Origin of the sequence: Corynebacterium intestinale (assembly GCF_023574125.1) — a bacterium.
Classification (GTDB): Bacteria; Actinomycetota; Actinomycetes; order Mycobacteriales; family Mycobacteriaceae; genus Corynebacterium; species Corynebacterium hesseae.
This window is the reverse complement of sequence record NZ_JAMKFF010000013.1, coordinates 1-14,972: the sequence shown is the minus strand read 5'-3', so window position 1 is coordinate 14,972 and position 14,972 is coordinate 1. Positions and strand designations below refer to the sequence as shown.

Below are 14,972 nucleotides of genomic sequence, written 5' to 3'. Positions count from 1 at the left end.
AGAAACAGGGAGGAAAGATGATTCAGGGACTCAGCAATGTAGACCGCGCTACTGTGCTCGCGGAAGCCTTGCCGTGGCTGCAGCACTACCGCGACAAGATCGTCGTCGTGAAGTACGGTGGCAACGCGATGGTGGATGACTCGCTCAAGGCCGCCTTCGCCGCCGACATGGTTTTCCTGCGCACCGTGGGCGCTAAGCCCGTGGTGGTGCACGGCGGGGGCCCGCAGATCAATGAGATGCTGGGCAAGCTGGGCATTGAAGGAGAATTCAAGGGCGGTTTCCGCGTGACCACCCCGGAAATCATGGATGTGGTTCGCATGGTTCTTTTCGGCCAGGTGGGTCGCGGTCTGGTGAATCTCATCAACTCCCACGGTCCCTACGCCGTGGGAACCTCCGGTGAGGACGCGGGTCTGTTTAAAGCCCGCAAGCGGTTTGTCGACGTCGACGGCGAGCCCACCGATATCGGCATGGTGGGAGACATCGTCAGCGTCGATCCCTCCGCCGTCATGGACATCATCGAGGCTGGACGCATTCCAGTGGTCTCGACTATCGCTCCCGGAAATGACGGCGAGGTCTACAACATCAACGCGGATATCGCAGCCGGTGCATTGGCACGAGCACTGGGTGCTGAGCGCCTTGTCATCCTCACCAATGTGGAGGGCCTGTACACCGACTGGCCCAATCGCGATTCACTGGTGTCGAAAATTGAGGTCGACAAACTCAAAGCCCTGCTCCCAGGCCTGGATTCGGGCATGATTCCGAAGATGGAGTCCTGCCTTATGGCTGTCGAGGGAGATGTGAGCGCCGCCCACGTCATCGACGGGCGTATCGCCCACGCCGTGCTACTAGAGCTGCTCACTACGGGCGGCATCGGCACGATGGTGCTGCCCAATGATTACAACCGTGAGGACTACCCAGAAGGCACGATCTTTAGGAAGGACGATAAGAAATGACCGCGCAGACCACACTGACGCAACGGTGGGGAGAGGTGTTAAGCAACACCTACGGCACCCCACCCGTGGCCATCGTGTCCGGCAAGGGCGCCACGGTGACCGATGAAGACGGTAAAGAATACATCGATATGCTCGCCGGCATTGCTGTGAACTCGCTGGGCTATGCCCACCCGGCCATCGTCGAGGCGGTCAGCGCCCAGGTGGCGACCGTTGGACATGTCTCCAACCTCTTTGCTAGCAAACCCGTCGTCGAGGCTGCGGGCAAACTCCTGGAGAAGGTGGGGGATAGCGAGGCCCGTGTCTTCTTCTCAAACTCCGGGGCGGAAGCCAATGAGGCTGCCTTTAAGCTGGCACGCTTGACCGGCCGCCGCCGCATCCTCGCCGCGCACCACGGTTTCCATGGCAGGACGATGGGCTCTCTCGCCATGACCGGGCAACCTGCCAAGCGCAAGGCTTTCGAACCTTTCCCGGGCGGGGTGGAGTTCTATACCTACGGTGACATTGACTACTTGACCACCTTGGTGGAACAGAACCCGGAAGATACCGCTGCCATCATTCTGGAACCCATCCAAGGGGAGACCGGTGTGATTCCAGCGCCCGATGGATTCCTGCGTGCCGTGAGGGAGCTCTGCACCAAGCACGGCATCCTCATGATTGTCGATGAGGTTCAAACTGGTGTGGGGCGCACCGGCGATTTCTTTGCCTTCCAACATGAGGGCGTTCTTCCAGACGTCATCACCATGGCTAAGGGCTTGGGCGCGGGTATGCCGATCGGCGCCACCATTGCCCGTGGACAGGCTAAGGATCTCTTCACCCCGGGTTCCCACGGCACGACGTTTGGCGGAAATCCCGTCTCCTGCGCGGCGGCCGCAACGGTGCTGGAGCTTGTCGACGCCCCCTTCCTCGCCGACGTCGCCCGAAAGGGGGAGTGGCTGCGCAGTGAGGTGGCCAAAATCCCGGCGGTGCAGTCTGTGCGGGGCCGAGGGCTTATGCTAGGTGTTGTATTAAATAAATCGGTGGCTAAGGACGTTGTGGCTGCAGGCTTGGACCACGGTCTCATCCTCAATGCCCCAAGCAGCGAGGTCTTGCGCTTGACCCCGCCGTTGGTGATCACCGATGAGGAACTCACGCAAGCAATCGATCGCCTGCATAAGGTACTGGAGGAAATAGGATGAGCGTGCGCCATTTCTTGGCAGATGACGACCTCACACCGGAGGAACAAGCAGAGGTCTTGGACCTTGCCTTGAAGCTGAAGAAGGACCCCTTCTCCGAGCGTCCGCTGGAAGGCCCGAAGTCGGTCGCGGTTCTTTTCGACAAGACGTCGACGCGCACGCGATTCTCCTTCGAGGCGGGAATTGCTCACCTGGGCGGGCACGCCATCGTCACGGAGACAAAGTCCACGCAGATGGGCAAAGGCGAGACGTACCAGGACACCGCTGCTGTTCTCTCCCGGTTTGTCGAGGCAATTGTCTGGCGCACCTACGCACACCAAAACCTGCTAGAGATGGCTGAAACCGCGACGGTACCCATCGTCAACGCTCTGTCCGATGACCTGCACCCGTGCCAGATCCTGGCGGATTTGGTGACCTGCCGCGAGAATTTTGGCGAGCTGACCGGCCTTAAGGCCGTCTACCTCGGCGATGGCAATAACAACATGGCCAACTCCTACATGCTGGGTTTTGCAACCGCGGGCATGGAGATGACGATTGTTGCGCCGGAAGGTTTCCAGCCGCAGCCGGAGTTTGTGGAACGCGCACGCAAGCGTGGCACGGTGACCGTGACCGATTCCCTCGACGGCGTCGACGGCGCCGATGTTGTCATCACCGATACGTGGGTGTCGATGGGCCAGGAAGATGATGGCAAGGACCGCCGGACCCCGTTCCTGCCCTACCAGGTCACCTCGGAAGTCATGGCACGCGCCAAGGAAGGGGCGATCTTCCTGCACTGCTTGCCTGCTTACCGCGGCAATGAAGTAACTGCAGAGGTCATTGACGGACCACAATCCCGCGTTTTCGACGAGGCGGAGAACCGCCTCCACGCACAGAAGGCGCTACTCGTGTGGCTTCTTGCAGCTCAGGAGGAGAAGTAGACGAATGACGACGACCCCAACTACGCGCAATGCCCGCCAGGCCAAGATTCTGGAGATACTCGATCGCACGCGGGTCACGAGCCAAGTTCAACTCTCTGAGCTTTTGCTTGATGAGGGAATTGACATCACGCAAGCTACGTTGTCGCGTGACCTCGACGAGCTGGGCGCTAAAAAGGTAAAACGCGATGGTGGCCGTTCCTTCTACGTTGTCGGCGGCGAGCTGGAGCAGTTCGAAGACCAACTCAACGGTCCGCGTGAGAAGCTACGCCGCATGCTCGATGAGCTCGTGGTGTCGCATGACTACTCCGGCAATATTGCGATGTTGCGCACCCCCGCGGGTGCCGCGCAGTATTTGGCATCTTTCATCGACCGCGTGGGCTTGCCGGATGTCGTCGGTTGCATCGCGGGCGATGACACCATCTTCGTCCTCGCCCGTGAGGGATTAGGGGGCCGGGAGCTGGCGGAGAAGCTCACCAACCGCAGCATTTAACATTTATACGTAAGTCTGTATAATATAAATCAGTTCGATTTTTAGCACCTGTTTGTCTTAAAGGAGCAAATACTATGACTGCACGCGTTGTGCTTGCCTACTCTGGCGGTCTGGATACATCCGTCGCCATTCCCTACCTGGCCAAGATGACCGGTGGCGAGGTTATCGCCGTGTCCCTTGATCTGGGTCAGGGCGGCGAGGATATGGACTCCGTGCGTCAGCGCGCTCTTGACTGCGGTGCCGTCGAGTCCATCGTGGTTGACGCTAAGGATGAGTTTGCCGAAGAGTACTGCCTGCCCACCATTAAGGCGAACGGTATGTACATGAAGCAGTACCCACTGGTGTCTGCTATTTCCCGTCCGCTCATCGTCAAGCACCTGGTCGAGGCGGCCCAGGCGCACGGTGGTACTCACGTATCCCACGGCTGCACCGGCAAGGGTAATGACCAGGTGCGTTTCGAGGTTTCCTTCCGCGCGCTGGATCCCACCCTGGAAATCATTGCTCCCGCGCGTGACTATGCCTGGACCCGCGACAAGGCCATCGCCTTCGCCGAGGAAATCAACCTTCCCATCGAGCAGTCCGCTGCCTCCCCGTTCTCCATTGACCAGAATGTCTGGGGCCGCGCGGTAGAGACTGGCTTCCTGGAGGACCTGTGGAACCCGCCGACAAAGGATCTCTACGCCTACACCGAGCAGCCGGATCTGGGCAATGCCCCGGATGAGGTGACCATCACCTTCGATAAGGGTGTGCCCACCGCCATCGACGGCAAGCCGGTTACCGTCCTGCAGGCTATCGAGGAGCTCAACCGCCGTGCTGGCGCCCAGGGCATTGGCCGCCTCGACATGGTGGAAGACCGCCTGGTGGGTATTAAGTCCCGCGAGGTCTACGAGGCACCGGGCGCCATGGTGCTCATCAAGGCCCACGAGGCACTCGAAGATGTCACTGTGGAGCGCGAGTTGGCTCGCTACAAGCGCCTTACCGACGCCCGCTGGTCCGAGGAGGTCTACGACGGCCTCTGGTTCTCTCCGCTGAAGCGCTCGTTGGATGCCTTCACCGAGTCCACCCAGGAGAACGTCACCGGCGATATCCGCATGGTTCTGCATGCTGGTACCGCCACCGTAAATGGCCGCCGTTCGGGCCAGTCCCTGTACTCCTTCGACCTGGCCACTTATGACACCGGTGATACCTTCGACCAGACCGCTGCCAAGGGCTTTGTCCAGCTGCACGGCCTGTCGACGCAAATCTCCAACCAGCGTGACCGCGACGGCGGTTTCCCCACGGGCAAGTAGAACAACTAAGCCAAGGTAAGGAATCGATGCACAAGACCAATGAAGGTGCGCTGTGGGGCGGCCGCTTTTCGGGCGGCCCCTCCGAGGCGATGTTTGCCCTGTCCGTATCTACCCACTTCGACTGGGTGCTGGCGCCCTATGACGTGCTAGCCTCCAAGGCTCATGCCAAGGTACTGCACAAGGCGGGCCTGCTTTCCGACGCCGACTTGGACACCATGCTCTCTGGGCTCAGTGAGCTGGGGGAGAAGGTTGCCTCCGGCGAGTTTGGGCCGCTGCCGACCGACGAGGACGTGCACGGGGCCATGGAACGCGGGCTTATCGACATCGTTGGCCCCGAGGTAGGCGGGCGCTTGCGTGCCGGCCGCTCCCGTAACGACCAGGTAGCCACCCTGTTCCGGATGTGGATTCGTGACGCCATTCGCGATATCGCACTCCAGGTCACTGACTTGGTGGAGGCCTTGGCTGGTCAAGCCGAAGCTCACCCGGATGCGATCATGCCGGGTAAGACCCACTCCCAGGCAGCGCAGCCGGTCTTGTTGGCACACGAACTGCTCGCTCACGCGCAGCCGTTGCTGCGTGATATTGAGCGCCTTCAGGATCTGGATAAGCGCCTGGCTGTGTCACCTTATGGCTCGGGTGCGCTCGCCGGCTCTTCGCTGCACTTGGACCCGGAAGCCATTGCGGAGGAGCTCGGCTTTGATTCCTCCGCAGAGAACTCTCTGGATGGAACGGCAGCGCGTGACTTTGCTTCTGAAACGGCCTTCGTCCTTACTCAGATTGCCGTCGATATGTCCCGTCTTTCCGAGGAGATCATCTACTGGTGCACTCCAGAGTATGGCTACGTCACTCTGGACGATGCCTGGTCTACTGGCTCTTCGATCATGCCGCAAAAGAAGAATCCGGACGTTCCGGAGCTGACCCGTGGCAAGACGGGACGTCTCATCGGCAACCTCACCGGATTGCTCTCCACGTTGAAGGCGCAGCCTCTGGCTTACAACCGTGACCTGCAGGAAGATAAGGAACCCATCGTGGATTCGGTAGCACAGCTCAACCTGCTGCTACCGGCTATGACCGGCCTTATTGAGACCCTGACCTTCCACGAGGATCGCATGCGCGAGCTCGCCCCTCGCGGCTTTACTTTGGCTACTGATTTGGCCGAGTGGATGGTGCGCCAGGGCGTTCCCTTCCGCGAAGCGCACGAGGCCTCCGGTGCTTGCGTGCAAATTGCGGAAGCTCGGGGTGTTGACTTGGTAGACCTCACGGATGAGGAGTTGGCGGGCGTCGATAAGCGCTTGCTCCCCGAGGTTCGTGTAGTTCTCACCATCGATGGGGCAGTGGCCTCACGTTCTACCAAGGGCGGCACCGCTGGTGTGCGTGTGGCGGAGCAGCGTGAAAAGGTTCGTGAGTGCGCTGCTGCCGCGCGGAAGTGGGCAGAAACTCCACTGCGCTAGTCTCAACAAGCTCTGTCACCGCATGGCCGCTTTCGGCCATGCGGTTCTTTTGTGTGCGGGGGTAGGGGAGGCCGCTCGTTTTGGCTGCGTGCGTATGTGCCGTGGAGCACTGTGGGGGGCGGATGGTGATGGGGATCTCATTAGGTTGCTATAACGTTTCATTAGGGAATGTGAAGCAAAGGCACGTTCTTAACGCGGAAAGGACTATCTCCCTGATGACTGAACTACTTCGGCCACCGAACACGGAGTCGCACGAAATAGAGAAAGCGGTCTATGCCTCGGAAGATCACGGACTGCGGAAGGGGATGAGCAACCGTCAGCTTCAGATGATCGCCATCGGTTCAGCTATCGGCACCGGGCTCTTGCTCGGCACCGGTGGCCGGTTGCAAACGGCGGGGCCCTTCCTCGCTGTTTTGTATTTGGTGTGCGGATTCTTCGGCTATATCATCCTGCGCTCGCTCGGCGAACTCATCGTGTACCGCCCAAGTTCTGGCTCTTTCGTTTCTTATGCCCGTGAGTTCTACGGCGAGAAGACCGCTTTTGTCACCGGCTGGCTCTACTGGGGAAACTGGGCTGCCACCTTAGTCGCAGATGGCACGGCCGTGGCCATCTATATCAAATGGTTTGGTCAGTACACCTCGTGGTTGGACGCCGTCCCGCAGTGGGTGCTAGCCCTTGGCGTTGTGTGCAGCATCCTCTTGTTCAACATGCTCTCGGTAAAGATCTTTGGCGAGCTGGAGTATTGGTTCTCCATGATCAAGATCATTGCCCTCCTGGTCTTCATGGTGGTGGCCGTTGGGGTGGTCATTCTGGGCCACCCCAACGGTGGCCCCACCGGATTTAGCCTTATCGCTGATGCCGGTGGTTGGCTTCCTAATGGCCTGTTGCCTGCAGTAATTGTCATCCAGGGCGTTGTCTTTGCCTATGCAGGCATCGAGTTGGTAGGTACCACGTCGGGTGAGACAAAGGACGTCGAAAAGCATATTCCGCGTGCGGTGAATAGTGTTCTATTCCGTATCGTGGTCTTCTATTTCGGCAGCGTGCTGCTGCTGACCCTGGTATTGCCCTACACCACCTACGTCACAGAAGTATCGCCATTCGTGACCTTTTTTGAGTCACTTGGCGCAGGTTATGCTGCGCCTATCTTCCAGCTGGTGGTAATCACCGCTGCGATTTCCTCATTGAATGCCGGTCTGTATTCGACGGGCCGCATCATGTACAACATGTCTACTGCTGGCTCAGGGCCCAAATTCGGTGCCCGCATGTCCAAATCTGGCGTTCCTTATGGAGGCATCGTGATGGCCGCCTTCGTCGGTCTCGCTGGTGTGTTTCTTAACTATGTGGTGCCCGAGATGGCATTCGAAATCGTGTTGAATTTGGCCGCGCTGGGCACGTTGGCGTCGTGGGCCGCCGTGGCCATGTCGCACATCAAATTTGTGCACCTGGCAAAGAAGGGGCGCTATACCCGTCCAAATTATCGCTCGCCCTTCGGCCAAGCAGGTGATTGGTCTGTGCTTGCCTTCATCGCGGTGGTCATTATCCTTATGGCTTTTGATTACCCGATCGGAACCTTCGCTCTGGCCTCTACGCTGCTTCTCATTCCGGTGTTCGCTGCCATGTGGTTTGCCTGGCGTGAGCGTATCTACACCATCGCGGCGGAGAGGAAGGCCAAGCACCTTCCCACCTCGCGCTTCCCAGCCGCGCCGCAGACGGACCTTCACCCGAAGAATTAACACAAGGATCAAGATCGGAGATTGCAATGAACCATGCTGTCAAATTCGTAGATGTAGAGAATATGGCGCGCTGGATACAGCGTGAGGGAGTAGAAAACATCATTATCGGAATGGTGGACTACCTTGAGGCGGACTACCGCGAATGGGAGCGATTCGACAAAATCGCACGCGTGGCTTCTCACACCCCGTTCGGCGTCATCGAACTCATGCCTACCTCCAATGGCAAGGAGTACTCCTTCAAGTACGTCAACGGTCATCCTTCGAACCCCGCACGTGGCTTTCAGACGGTAACTGCTTTTGGCGTGCTTGCTGACGTCGACAACGGTTATCCCACGTTCGAGGCCGAAATGACTTTGCTTACGGCGCTGCGCACGGCGGCGACCTCCGCCATGGTGGCAAAGCACCTAGCCCGAAAAGACTCGACGCGTAAGGCCATGGTGGGGGCTGGCTCGCAGTCAGAGTTCCAGGCCCTTGCATTCCGCGGTGTAATGGGGATCGATGACATCGCTATTTATGACATTGACCCGAAGGCAGTAGAAAAGTTCCAGCGAAACTTGGAGCCATTGGGATTCAACATCACAGCCTGCTCGAGTGTTGATGAAGCCGTACAGGGCGCCGACATCATCACCACCTGCACGGCAGATAAGGCCCAGAACCAAATCTTGGCCGAGCATCACGTCGCGCCTGGCGTGCACCTCAATGCGGTCGGTGGTGACTGCCCGGGCAAGACCGAACTCGAGAGCTCTATCTTGGACAAGTCCAAGGTCTTTGTTGAGTTCCCAGAACAGACGCGCATCGAGGGCGAGATTCAGCAGAAGCCGGCAGACTTTCCAGTGGTCGAGTTCTACCAGGTACTTACTGGGCAGGCGACGGGCCGCGAAAGCGATGACCAGATCACGCTTTTCGACGATGTCGGATTCGCCATCAATGACTTTTCTGCCCTTCGCTACCTTCGTGATTCTGTAAGGGGTACTGATTTAGAGTCAGAGATCGATATCATTGCCAACCCGGAGGATCCTAAGGATCTCTTCTCATTGGTCGCGAACGTGCCTTCGCTTCTTTAGCCCAATGGTCGGGACAGAGTCGCCGCCCTTTTCTCTGTCCCGCTGTGGCCGCATTGATCTCTGCAGTTCTTATTAAGGCAACCGCTTTCGGATAGCAGCAGCGGGGGACTGCATCGGGGGTGCGCGATCGGTAAGTCGAGCACCATGGCGGAGTGCCTTTTATGATTTAGGTCATGAGTAGCGCACAGCCGGGTGGACGAAAGAAGTCAGTTATCGCAGCCCTCGCCTTCCTGGTTGTCGCTATCGTCTCTGTGGTCGTGGGGCGTGGCTGGATTTCGATGCCCAGCTTTAGCTTTCCCAGTTCGCCCTCCTCGCATCGCGACCTCCTCCACGTGAAGGGTGCCATCAGTCCGGAAGATGAGGAGTTTTTTAAAGCCGCGGAGCAGCAACAAGTATTTGCAGAGGTTGGCATCTCGGTGACGTATGACGTTTTCTCGCCCCAGGACTTGGTAGAGATTGCTAGCAGGCCCGACCCTGACTATGACTTCGTCATGCCCGTCGTGGATGGCGCGGCACGTGTTGCTGAGACGAAGGATAAATCCACGACCATCACTGGGGCCGACCCCGGCTCGGTGGTTGCATTCTCTACGCCACTCATCGCACTGGTCTATACGGATTTGGTGGGTGATATGGAATCTCAAGGCTTGGTGGTTGACAACGGCGGTAACAAGTCCCTCGATCTTGCAAAACTGAACGAGATGTCAAAGGAAGGCACACGCTGGCGCGATATTAGCCCGTCTTTTGGATCTCCTCGCGTTGTCGATGTTGCGGTTCCCAGCCTCCGCGAATCCAATGCAGCGTTGCAGTATGCTGCCCTGATTCGTTCCGTCGGGGAAAGAGCAGGCGGTGATGATGCCATGCAGCGACTACTCGTCGGTCAAGGACACGGAGAGGCTAGCACGCAGGGAATTTTTGATACCTACCTGCGTCTTGGGAAGGGCGAGATGCCCATGGTGTTGGCCACCGAAGCCGAGTACGTAGCCGAACTTTTAAAGCAATCAGATTCTGAGGGCAGTACGAAGCTCAAGGACTACACTCCTTTAGCTCTCGTCCCAGGGGCAATGCTGACCTCCACCGTCGTCCCGCAAACGGAGGAAGGTGATGCTTTCGCCGCCGCCGTGAGTGACCGTTCAATTCAAGGTGTTGCCGCGATGCAGGGATACCGCACGGAGCCGACCAGCATCTTCGACAAGCTGGTCGCCGACGTGGAGTACAGCCCTCTCCCTCTGCCAACTCAACAACGTCCCACGTCTTGGCAAGACATTGAAGCCATTCAGCAAGAGCTGGGATTAATCACGGGAAACGAACTCCCGGAGAGGATGATGTGAATGTTGCGATCCCTGAAGGCATTCGTCGCCGTGTCGTGCATGATGACTCTTGCTGCTTGTTCCGCTGTCAGTGGAAACAGTTGGCTCGACGACTCAACCTCAAGCGAGCAAGAGCAAGACGGTGACCTGAAGATTGTCGCCGCAACGGAGCTTGCACCGCTGGAGCCGGTCCTGGAACAGGCCTCCGAGGAGCTCGGCTTTGATATCACCATGACCACGGAGTCAGGCACGTTGGAGAACTCCCGTTCGCTGCAACAAGGAACCTTTGATCGTCACTATGACGCCACGTGGTTCGCCACCAACCGCTACGCCCGCATCATTGGTGCCGATAGCAAGTTGGGAAAGGAATTCAGCGTCGCGCGCTCACCTGTGGCGTTGGGCGTGCATAAGGATATCGCACGCAAGCACGGATGGGACACCACGCAGCCGACCTGGCAGGAGATTTCAGATTCAGGTATCACCTTTGGGATGACCGACCCATCAACGTCGAACTCGGGTTTCTCCGCCTTGTCTGCGGCCACCACCGCTTTCGCGGACACTGGCCGAGCGCTAACGGAGGAGGATATCTACAAGGCTTCGGACAAGGTCCAAGACCTGTTTGGTAATCAGACGCTCACCTCTGGCTCCTCGGGATGGTTGGCGGATCGCTTCCGCGAGCATCCGGAGCAAGCGGACGCGATTATTAACTACGAATCCGTGCTCTATCAGCTCCAGGACGAAGGCGCAGACCTACAAGTGGTCATTCCTTCCGATGGTGTCATTTCCGCGGATTATCCACTCACGGCCCTTCATAGCTCCCCAGACGATGACGCAGAAGCTAAGGTGCAGGCGTTGGCTGACTGGTTGCGTGATTCTCCCCAGCTGCTGAAGAGCTACCACCTGCGCGTGGACAATTCCGATCTGCCCGGCACCATGTTCGAGCTTCCTTATCCAGCTAACGAGAAGACTGCACAGGCGCTGGAGGCCGCATTCGCCCACGAGCTGCGCAAACCGGGCAACACGTCTCTTGTGCTGGATACCTCGGGTTCTATGCAAGGTGAGCGTATCGAGCTTCTCAAGAGCAGCTTGCGCCCGCTTATCGACGGCTCTGCGGACGGCAATACCGCGGAACAAGGCCAGGTTGCCTTCCGTAACCGCGAGCAAATCAAGCTCATGCCGTACTCGTCCGAACCTCAGCCAGTGACCCGCGCGGTGATGGATACCGAAAACATGGGCTCGGTCAAAGAACTGGCGGATCGAGTAGAGGACCTGCAGGCCGACGGAGAAACCGCCACGTTCGATTCAGTGCTTAAAGCCTTTGATGAGCTGAGCACTGGCGACGGCGATATTGGCACCGTGGTGCTCATGACCGACGGTGAGGTCACTCGCGGCCGAACCTTTGCTCAGTTTAAGGAGGCGTATGAACAGCTCCCACCGGACAAGAAGGATATCCCGGTGTTCGTCATCTTGTACGGTGAAGCCAATGTTCAAGAGATGGAGGAGCTAGCCCAACTCACCGGCGGTAAAACCTTCAACGCCATCGACGGTGATCTGGCCGGGGCCTTCGAAGAAATTCGCGCTTATCAGTAAAACACCATTCTCCATTGTCAAGGAAGGCAGGCATCCATGGACTACGTAACCCCTCGCAAGGTAATTGCCGCAGTTGTAGTGACGGTGCTCGTCGCTGCCTTGCACTTCCTCACTGGCGGCGGCCTGGGATTCCTTTGGCCTATCGTGGCGGCCAGCTGCGGCGCGGCAGCCGGATTCCTCATCCCGCCGGAGAATCGACACAGGGAACTGCCTGCACCACCGGTGTCTGAGGCGGGACGGCTGACCACAAGCCTGAACAGCACTCGCTGCAGCCTGCACCACCGAGACATTCCGGCGCCCGTAGATCGCGCGTGGACGGAGTTCGACGCCTCGGCAACGTGGGTGCTCAACAACTGGGACAGGCTCGATGATGCCCCAAGTCAGCAGTCCCTTGTCCGCGACATGATTGAGGAGCACTCGAGCAGTTTGGTGAAGTCCTATTTGGAGGTAACGGAACTCAACGAGCCCGCAGCGGTCAAAGAGGTGACTGAGGCGCTGGGGATACTCAATCGAGAGATGACGGAGATTCGTGACGCCATTGCCCAGAACTCGGTCCGTGGCCTGCAGGATCACTCCATGGCGCTGAAGCTGCAATTTGGTGGGACCACTCCTTCTGCAGATTCCAAGGAGGTGTAGGGTTGGCGGGTATGAGTCTTGATCCGAAGCTGCTCGACATTTTGGTGTGTCCGCAGGACAAAGGCCCGCTGAACTACCTGGAAGAAGAACAGGTACTGGTCAATGACCGGCTAGGGGTGGCCTATCCCATTGAAAACGGTATTCCTGTCATGCTGGCCGATCACGCAACACCGTGGCCGCCAACTGACGACGATGCCTAAGACGCATCCCGCGAATTTAGTGGTCTTTGCGAACACTTATCCCGTCCAGCCGGAATCGAAGTAAAAGGAGCCTCCATGAACATCATTGATGAGCTGCAGTGGCGCGGCCTCATTAACCAGTCCACAGATCTCGACGCCCTCCGCGCGGCTTGCGAGGAACCCATCACTCTATATTGCGGTTTCGACCCCACGGGTGACTCCTTGCACGCGGGCCACTTGGTGCCGATGATTATGCTGCGCCGTTTTCAAAAGGCCGGGCATCACCCAATCGCCCTCGCTGGTGGCGCTACGGGGCAAATCGGCGACCCGCGGGATGTGGGGGAGCGCTCCATGCTTTCGCAGGAGACCATCAACGAGAATATGGTGGCTATCAAGAAGCAGCTGCGCCAGTTCATTGACTTCGAGGGTGAGAACGCGGCGACCATGGTCAATAACGCGGACTGGACTTCTCAGATGTCTGTCATTGACTTCCTGCGCGACGTGGGAAAGAACTTTTCTTTGAATACGATGCTGGACCGTGACACGGTCAAGCGTCGCTTGGAGTCCGACGGAATTTCGTACACTGAGTTCTCCTACATGCTGCTCCAGTCCAACGACTACGTGCACCTGCACAACGAGCTGAATTGTGTCCTGCAGATCGGCGGTGGCGACCAGTGGGGTAACATCGTATCTGGCGTGGATCTCAACCGACGTGTCAACGGTGCGAAGGTTCACGGCCTTACCGTTCCGTTGGTTACGGACGCCCAGGGCCAGAAGTTCGGTAAATCCACCGGTGGCGGAAAGCTGTGGTTGGATCCGGAGAAAACGTCCCCGTACGCGTGGTACCAGTACTTCCTAAACGCTGGCGACTCTGTGGTCATCGATTACCTGCGTTGGTTCACCTTCCTTGATCAGGAAGAGATTGCTTCCTACGAACAGAAGGTCGCGGACGAGCCATTCCGTCGTGAAGCGCAGCGCCGGTTGGCCCAGGAGATGACCACATTGGTGCACGGTGAAGAGGCTACGAAGGCTGTGGAGCTAGCAGCGCAGGCACTGTTCGGCAAAGCTGAGCTCACTGATTTGGACGAAAATACCCTGGCTGGTGCCTTGTCTGAGACCACTGTGGCAGAGATTTCCGCAGGGGAGCCGCGAACCATTGTTGATTTGTTGGTTGCCGCTGGCTTGGCCGATTCGAAGGGCGCTGCCCGACGCACCATCAAGGAAGGTGGCGCGTACGTCAACAACAAGCGCATTGAGTCTGATGAGTGGGAGCCGGACGCTACGGATCTGCTTCACGGTTCGTGGCTTGTTCTGCGACGAGGAAAGAAGAACTTCGCCGGTGCCAAGCTCAGCTAACAACCGGTCTTCTTAGTCGGAGCAGACTATGCCTATCCCGCCGCCTTGTGCGGCGGGATTCGTCGTTTTCTGTACATGCGATTCACAACCGGGATAAGAACTGCTCGAAAAAGCATGAATACCTGGGGATTTGTTGTTTGTTTGGGGTGTGCGTATATTTATCGAAGTCGCCGCGAGACGCTGGTGACACGGAGATTAACTCCCAGTTGACAAGGTTTAAACTTGTTTACTAGAGTGTGAACTCCAGCCGCTCAAGACGGTGAATGATAAACATTCATTGCGCTGAGTGTGCGGATGATGTTTGAGAACTCAATAGTGTGCCAATGTACTTTTTGTGTTGGTTGATTTTATTCATTGTGGCTGTGATACGCCGTATGCGTATCACGGTTGGTGTATGCCGGATGGCGCTTTTCCTTTAGCGGCGTCATTGTAAATAACATAAGTTGTTTGGGCGTAAATGATTTAAAATCTTCTAACTAGGCCAACTCCCTGTTTATCCCCGTCGGGTTGGGGGTTGGTTTCGAGATTTTTTCTTTATGTAATTTTTGGATAGCCAGTTCAGGTGACACTGCTTTTTGTGGTGTTGTTTGTTGTGGTTTGTCTTTTTGACTAGGTTTGGGCTTTTCACGGCCTTTTTTGTGGAGAGTTTGATCCTGGCTCAGGACGAACGCTGGCGGCGTGCTTAACACATGCAAGTCGAACGGAAAGGCCCCAGCTTGCTGGGGTACTCGAGTGGCGAACGGGTGAGTAACACGTGGGTGATCTGCCTTGCACTCTGGGATAAGCTTGGGAAACTGGGTCTAATACCGGATATGAACTGCCTTTAGTGTGGTGG

13 protein-coding genes and 1 rRNA gene are annotated in these 14,972 nt (G+C 57.6%); all 14 read left to right on the top strand.

Annotated features, from left to right (window positions below):
• Positions 1 to 17: 17 nt before the first annotated feature.
• Positions 18 to 953 (top strand): acetylglutamate kinase, encoded by a 936-nt coding sequence (gene argB / locus M5J06_RS11745; RefSeq protein ID WP_070523157.1) that lies wholly within the window; start codon positions 18 to 20, stop codon positions 951 to 953.
• Positions 950 to 2,128 (top strand): acetylornithine transaminase, encoded by a 1,179-nt coding sequence (locus M5J06_RS11740; protein ID WP_250224730.1) that lies wholly within the window; start codon positions 950 to 952, stop codon positions 2,126 to 2,128. The genes argB and M5J06_RS11740 overlap by 4 nt, the downstream gene beginning before the upstream one ends.
• A complete protein-coding gene (gene argF / locus M5J06_RS11735) occupies positions 2,125 to 3,042 on the top strand; it encodes an ornithine carbamoyltransferase (RefSeq protein ID WP_144014974.1) in 918 nt (305 codons plus the stop codon). The genes M5J06_RS11740 and argF overlap by 4 nt, the downstream gene beginning before the upstream one ends.
• A gap of 4 nt (positions 3,043 to 3,046) precedes the next feature.
• Positions 3,047 to 3,532, top strand: a complete 486-nt coding sequence (locus M5J06_RS11730) for an arginine repressor (protein WP_070529935.1) — start codon at positions 3,047 to 3,049, stop codon at positions 3,530 to 3,532.
• A 74-nt stretch (positions 3,533 to 3,606) separates the two neighbouring features.
• Positions 3,607 to 4,821 carry an argininosuccinate synthase gene (locus tag M5J06_RS11725; protein WP_070529937.1) on the top strand — a complete coding sequence of 405 codons (1,215 nt, stop codon included), beginning with the start codon at positions 3,607 to 3,609 and terminating at the stop codon, positions 4,819 to 4,821.
• Positions 4,822 to 4,847: 26 nt separating this feature from the next.
• Positions 4,848 to 6,272: an argininosuccinate lyase gene (gene argH / locus M5J06_RS11720; RefSeq protein ID WP_250224729.1), complete on the top strand. Its 1,425-nt coding sequence runs from the start codon at positions 4,848 to 4,850 to the stop codon at positions 6,270 to 6,272.
• 215 nt (positions 6,273 to 6,487) lie between these two features.
• On the top strand, positions 6,488 to 8,005 hold the full coding sequence (locus M5J06_RS11715) for an amino acid permease (RefSeq protein ID WP_250224728.1): 1,518 nt from the start codon (positions 6,488 to 6,490) through the stop codon (positions 8,003 to 8,005).
• Between the two features lie 26 nt (positions 8,006 to 8,031).
• A complete protein-coding gene (ocd, locus tag M5J06_RS11710) occupies positions 8,032 to 9,069 on the top strand; it encodes an ornithine cyclodeaminase (RefSeq protein ID WP_144675037.1) in 1,038 nt (345 codons plus the stop codon).
• Between the two features lie 173 nt (positions 9,070 to 9,242).
• The gene (locus M5J06_RS11705) at positions 9,243 to 10,397 is read left to right on the top strand and encodes a hypothetical protein (RefSeq protein ID WP_144675035.1); all 1,155 of its coding nucleotides are present in this window, start codon (positions 9,243 to 9,245) and stop codon (positions 10,395 to 10,397) included.
• On the top strand, positions 10,398 to 11,966 hold the full coding sequence (locus tag M5J06_RS11700; protein WP_070529947.1) for a vWA domain-containing protein: 1,569 nt from the start codon (positions 10,398 to 10,400) through the stop codon (positions 11,964 to 11,966). It abuts the gene before it with no gap.
• Between the two features lie 36 nt (positions 11,967 to 12,002).
• Complete coding sequence (locus M5J06_RS11695; protein ID WP_144014970.1) at positions 12,003 to 12,602, top strand: hypothetical protein; 600 nt, start codon at positions 12,003 to 12,005, stop codon at positions 12,600 to 12,602.
• An 11-nt stretch (positions 12,603 to 12,613) separates the two neighbouring features.
• Positions 12,614 to 12,802 carry a Trm112 family protein gene (locus M5J06_RS11690; RefSeq protein ID WP_070523125.1) on the top strand — a complete coding sequence of 63 codons (189 nt, stop codon included), beginning with the start codon at positions 12,614 to 12,616 and terminating at the stop codon, positions 12,800 to 12,802.
• 75 nt (positions 12,803 to 12,877) lie between these two features.
• The gene (tyrS, locus tag M5J06_RS11685) at positions 12,878 to 14,137 is read left to right on the top strand and encodes a tyrosine--tRNA ligase (RefSeq protein WP_070523122.1); all 1,260 of its coding nucleotides are present in this window, start codon (positions 12,878 to 12,880) and stop codon (positions 14,135 to 14,137) included.
• A 635-nt stretch (positions 14,138 to 14,772) separates the two neighbouring features.
• A 16S ribosomal RNA gene (locus M5J06_RS11680) occupies positions 14,773 to 14,972 on the top strand; the annotation flags it as partial.

Excerpts from the sequence above, each read along its gene's own strand:
- ocd (WP_144675037.1), top strand. The coding sequence starts at position 8,032 with ATGAACCATGCTGTCAAATTCGTAGATGTAGAGAATATGGCGCGCTGG.
- argF (WP_144014974.1), top strand. The coding sequence starts at position 2,125 with ATGAGCGTGCGCCATTTCTTGGCAGATGACGACCTCACACCGGAGGAA.
- argB (WP_070523157.1), top strand. The coding sequence starts at position 18 with ATGATTCAGGGACTCAGCAATGTAGACCGCGCTACTGTGCTCGCGGAA.
- M5J06_RS11715 (WP_250224728.1), top strand. The coding sequence starts at position 6,488 with ATGACTGAACTACTTCGGCCACCGAACACGGAGTCGCACGAAATAGAG.
- M5J06_RS11700 (WP_070529947.1), top strand. The coding sequence starts at position 10,398 with ATGTTGCGATCCCTGAAGGCATTCGTCGCCGTGTCGTGCATGATGACT.
- M5J06_RS11690 (WP_070523125.1), top strand. The coding sequence starts at position 12,614 with ATGAGTCTTGATCCGAAGCTGCTCGACATTTTGGTGTGTCCGCAGGAC.
- M5J06_RS11725 (WP_070529937.1), top strand. The coding sequence starts at position 3,607 with ATGACTGCACGCGTTGTGCTTGCCTACTCTGGCGGTCTGGATACATCC.
- M5J06_RS11695 (WP_144014970.1), top strand. The coding sequence starts at position 12,003 with ATGGACTACGTAACCCCTCGCAAGGTAATTGCCGCAGTTGTAGTGACG.
- argH (WP_250224729.1), top strand. The coding sequence starts at position 4,848 with ATGCACAAGACCAATGAAGGTGCGCTGTGGGGCGGCCGCTTTTCGGGC.
- M5J06_RS11730 (WP_070529935.1), top strand. The coding sequence starts at position 3,047 with ATGACGACGACCCCAACTACGCGCAATGCCCGCCAGGCCAAGATTCTG.
- tyrS (WP_070523122.1), top strand. The coding sequence starts at position 12,878 with ATGAACATCATTGATGAGCTGCAGTGGCGCGGCCTCATTAACCAGTCC.
- M5J06_RS11705 (WP_144675035.1), top strand. The coding sequence starts at position 9,243 with ATGAGTAGCGCACAGCCGGGTGGACGAAAGAAGTCAGTTATCGCAGCC.
- M5J06_RS11740 (WP_250224730.1), top strand. The coding sequence starts at position 950 with ATGACCGCGCAGACCACACTGACGCAACGGTGGGGAGAGGTGTTAAGC.